Origin of the sequence: Synechococcus sp. R6-10, assembly GCF_047461815.1 — a bacterium.
In the GTDB taxonomy this organism is placed as follows: Bacteria; Cyanobacteriota; Cyanobacteriia; order Thermostichales; family Thermostichaceae; genus Thermostichus.
Window position 1 is genome coordinate 1 of sequence record NZ_JANSHW010000007.1, and the last position, 4,732, is coordinate 4,732.

At 53.4% G+C, this 4,732-nt stretch carries 2 protein-coding genes; both read right to left on the reverse strand.

Annotated elements, in window-relative coordinates; genetic code table 11:
- Positions 1-158 precede the first annotated feature (158 nt).
- The gene (locus NW837_RS00195; RefSeq protein WP_414328701.1) at positions 159-863 is read right to left on the reverse strand and encodes a Uma2 family endonuclease; all 705 of its coding nucleotides are present in this window, start codon (positions 861-863) and stop codon (positions 159-161) included.
- Between the two features lie 29 nt (positions 864-892).
- Positions 893-4,492: a helicase-related protein gene (locus NW837_RS00200; RefSeq protein ID WP_414328702.1), complete on the reverse strand. Its 3,600-nt coding sequence runs from the start codon at positions 4,490-4,492 to the stop codon at positions 893-895.
- Between the last annotated feature and the right edge of the window lie 240 nt (positions 4,493-4,732).

Sequence of the window (4,732 nt, forward strand, 5' to 3'; positions counted from 1 at the left end):
GTTGGCTTGCTAACTGCAGGGCTACTAAAAGCCCGCTCCGTACCGCCTAGCGGTTGGTGTCGGGTAGTTTACTCGGGTTAAACAGGCTGCAGTTTAGAGTTTAGTCTGAGGGGAAGGCGGGCTCAACGAAAAGATGGCTCCAGCCTGTTCAAGAGCAACTAAGGCATCTTGATTTGGGACAAGCCATGTTGGGTGCCGATTGAGTTGCTACTTTTTCTGGACGACGACTGGATTTGTCCTTGTACCCATCGACGGAATGCTTGAATTGCTTTGTTTCTACCTAAGACTTTGCTCTCCTGTAGGTAATGAGGGATAACTTGCTTTAGGTTTAAGCCTGGGAAAGTTGGGCTTTCATCAACTTCTTGGTAATTGCCAAATCGGAGTACATTAACTTGAAGAATGCCTTGATCAAATCGCCATAGCTCCGGTACCTGAAGTGCTGCGTAAAGATCAAGATGGGTTCGGGATGTGATATCAACTTCAATTGCAAGATCGGGTAGTGGATCGATCATGAGATCTATTCGTTTCTTGCCGCGAATTGCTAGCTCATTCTGAATATAAAAGCACTGGTTAGGCTCCAGGCCATAAGTTGTAGGCTTTCTTAAGGTCACCGAACCTAAACTGCGGAACTCAATATCCAGCTCTTCCAACAGCGCTTTAATTAAATCACCAATGATCTCTTTATCATCCTCATGCTCTGGAAGCGGCATCATGATCTCCAGCAAGCCATGATCGTAAGCCAACCGAGACCCCCGCTGGTTTCCCAATTCGCTCAGTATGGTTTCAAACTCTTGCCAAGAGATGCCCTGCAAGACAACTCGCTGACCTGCTGGAACATGGATTTGCCGCAATTCCAGTAGCATGAATTCATCCTACCAATGAAAGTTAGTATCTATTTGGGATCCCTTCCTCGATTCCACAATTCTTTCCAATCATAGTTGACGCTACTGGCCCCAAAATCCGGCTCCCGTTGAAAAGGCCGCCGCACATACCGCACCTGGCAGCCTTCGCCCGGCACGGTGTAGGTGCCTGCAGGGGTCTTTACCCTGAAGGCATCCCCTTCTGGAAAGGCGGGATCGGCTGGCACTTCTACCAAAGCCAGGATGAAATGGTCGGGTTTGTTGAGAGCTGTCAAGATTTCATTTTTGGTAACGGTTACCGTCTTTGCTCCCTCAACTCTGCCTTTGACTTCAATGAAGCGAAGGCCTTCCCTTCCAGCGGATTCGATATCATAGCCCAGGTTTTCAGCGCTGACATCACGAGGTTCGTAGCCCAACGCCCGCTCTATGGCCATAACGGCAGCCATTGCTGCTTGTTCTACTCGCCGGGTTTCGCGGGCAAAGGTGGTAGGGGTTGACCCTCGCTTGCCCTGTAGCCGCTGCAGCAGTCCGATGGGGATCACCAAGGCTTTCCCGGTTACCACCGGCGGCAAGGAGGATAGCTGGCGCTCCTGCTCCAACTCCGATAGGCGCTTCTGAAGGCGATCCGCCAACTCATCCGCCCGCTGCTGAGCCTTGGCAGAGTTGAGCTTGGCGTTGGGCCTGCCGGCTTGCTCTTGCAGCCGCAACTGTGCAGCTTGATGATCCCAGTAGTTAATTTCTCGGGTGAGGCGATCTTTAACAGCCAGCTCCGTCTTGTTGATCAATTCTTCCCGCTGAGCTTTGATTTCCTGGAAATGCTGGGGAACTAAACGCTCAATGGCGTAAGCGATGGCTTGGCTTTCTACCTCTGAAGCCGAGAGCTGGGGGATGTGGGATCCAGCTTTCGCTTTCACAAGGTCGCGCTCTGCGGGAGTTAGGGGCCGGTAGTCCAAGTAGGGAGCATAGCCGGCGCTTCTTACCCTGACGCTCTCTCCTCCTCCTAGCCCTTGGGGAGCGGGGAGAAAGATCTCCACATATTGCATCCGTCGGGAGATAACCCGTCGCTGGCCATTTCGGTCTAGGCGCCCATCCTGAAGGGCATGCTCTAGGTACACCAGTATCCGTGGTGTTTCGCCGGGATCGTTTTCATCGACGAGGATGGATCCCTGTCTGAGCAAATCTCGGTGTTGCTCCAAAACCAAGTCCAGAGTGGCATCCAGCAGGGGATGGCCTGGGCAGATGAACTCTGCCGGGGGCTTGTTGGGGACGCTGATGAGGTTTTTGTTAAAGGTAATCCGCTCGTATTTTTTTAAGATGGGTGCGCCCAACCCAATCTGGCGGTCGCGATTGCGAATTGCTGCCGGCACATGGGTAATTTCATAGCGTTTGGGTTCCCGCTCTCGAATGGTGCCACCCAAGCGTTGAAAAGCTTCTAGGAAGAAGGAGGCAATGAAATGAGGCTGGAGCTTGCGGGCCTCGGCTCGCTCCATTTCCGCCCGGATTTGCTGCACTTTGGTCGTATCCATCGAGTCGTGGGCCAGGGCGCGTTCTGCCAGGAGTTCCCTGAGCCGCTCGTGGTCTAGGCGATCTGCAATCACTTGATTGAGTCGGGCCTTGACCTCTGGACGATCCCCGTAGCGAATGGCCTCGATCAGCAGCTCTCGCAGTTCTTGACCGGCAATCGCTTTGCCCAGGACATCGAAGACCTTGCCCCCCAAGGCCCTTTGCTCGATTTCTATTTTTTTCAGCAAAGCCAAGTAGACATCTCCTTCCCGCGTTTCCTCGGCCACTAGGTTCCACAGGTGGCAGACCTCGGTTTGACCAATGCGGTGAATTCTCCCAAAGCGCTGCTCCAGGCGGTTGGGGTTCCAAGGCAGGTCGTAGTTCACCATCAGGTGGGCCCGTTGAAGGTTGATCCCTTCTCCCGCAGCATCGGTAGCAATGAGTACTTGAACGGCGGGATCCTGTTTAAAGGCTTCCTCGGCTTTTTTGCGCTCTTCTCGACCCATGCTGCCGTGAATGGTGATCACCGCTTCCGGTTGGCCCAGCAAGTTCCCCACTCGGTCAGCCAGATAGTTGAGGGTATCTCGATGTTCGGTGAAGATAACCAACTTGCGCCGATGTCCGCCGGCATCAAACATCTCCCCCTGATTTTGCAAGAGTTTCGATAGCTCCTCCCACTTGCGGTCTTTGCCGCTACGTCTCACTTGCAAGGCTAATTTTTCCAGCTCCTGCAGCCGCTGAATTTCTGCCTGCAGCTCGACAATTGTGCGGGCGGCAGTTGCCTGATCTACCAGCTCTTCTTCTCGCGGTTCCCGCTCTTCAGCAGGGCAGTCTTCAAAATCCTCATCCCAGCCTTCTTCGTCTAGCAGGGAAGTGGTAAAAGCAAGGTTGTCTCCCCGGCTGCGCAATTGTTCTTCCTTTAGCTTCCGCTGCAGTCTCTCTCGTCTTCGCAGCAAGGATTGGTAGATCGCTTCTGGAGAAGAGGCTAGCCGACGTTGCAGGATGGTTAAAGCAAAACCGACCGTCCTTTTGCGGCTACCTTGCTCTAAAGCTTCCGCGCGGTTAAACTCTTCGCGCACGTAATCGGTCACTTCCTTATAGAGCCTGGCTTCCAGGTCAGACAAGACGTACTGGACGGTGTAAGCTCGCCGTTCGGGAAAGAGAGGCTTGCCATCGAACTTGAGCAGGTCTTCTTTCACCAGCCGCCGCATCAAATCCGAGGCATCACAGGTATGAACTCCATCTCGGAATCTCCCCTCAAAGCGATCCCCATCCAGCAAAGCCAAAAAAAGCTGAAAGTCTTCTTCTCTACCGTTGTGGGGAGTGGCTGTCATCAGTAAAAAGTGGCGTGTTAGCTGCGAGAGCAACTTGCCCAGCTTGTAACGCTTGGTTTCTTTGATTTCTCCCCCAAAGAAGGATGCGGAGAGTTTGTGGGCCTCATCAACAATAACCAGATCCCAATCAGTTTGCCTCAGTTTCTCCTGCAGGGCCTCATCTCGGCTGAGCTTATCGAGGCGGGCAATGAGAAGAGGTATCTCCAGGAAAGGGTTGCCAGTTCGGGCGGCTTGAATGCGATCGTTGGTCAAGATCTCAAAGGGCAAATGAAACTTTTGCACCATCTCATCTTGCCACTGCAGCGTTAGACTCCCCGGGCAAACGATGAGACAGCGGTGCAAGTCACCTCGAATCAATAGCTCTCTAACCAAAAGCCCTGCCATGATGGTTTTGCCGGCACCTGGGTCATCGGCCAGCAAAAACCGCAGCGGCTGCCGCGTGAGCATTTCCCCATAGACGGCGCTGATCTGGTGGGGCAGGGGTTCTACCAGAGAGGTGTGAACGGCCAGCAAGGGATCAAACAGGTGCGCCAGCCGAATCCGATAGGCCTCTGAAGCTAGGCGAAATAAGGCGCCGTCTCCCTCGAAGTTGCCAAGGGATCCCTCGGCTACCACCTCTAGGGTTGGCTCTTTATCCCGAAACAGAAGCTCTGAATGGAGACGACCCTGAGTGTCTTTGTAGATGGCCTCGATGGTGCTGCTGCCGTACCACCTCACACTCACGATGGCAACGGTTTGATTGGGCAGGATCCCTTTGACCTTGGCGCCAGGGGTGAGATCTTCCAGTCGAGCCATAAACTGCGGGTTTCCAGAGCTGCGAGCGGAGCCTGTTCCAGCTCCCCATTGCTATGTTGCGCTCACTTCCAGCTCTTTTCCCACAGCAAAAGTCCCCTTCTTCCATAAAAGGAGACAGCAGTTTGGAGTTGGCAAGCGGCTTCACGACGGTTTTAAGCCGGTTTTAAGTCCTGATACATTTACGCTGAACACTGCTGAACATCACTGTTCAACTATGCAGCGATAGCATTCTGTTTGTTT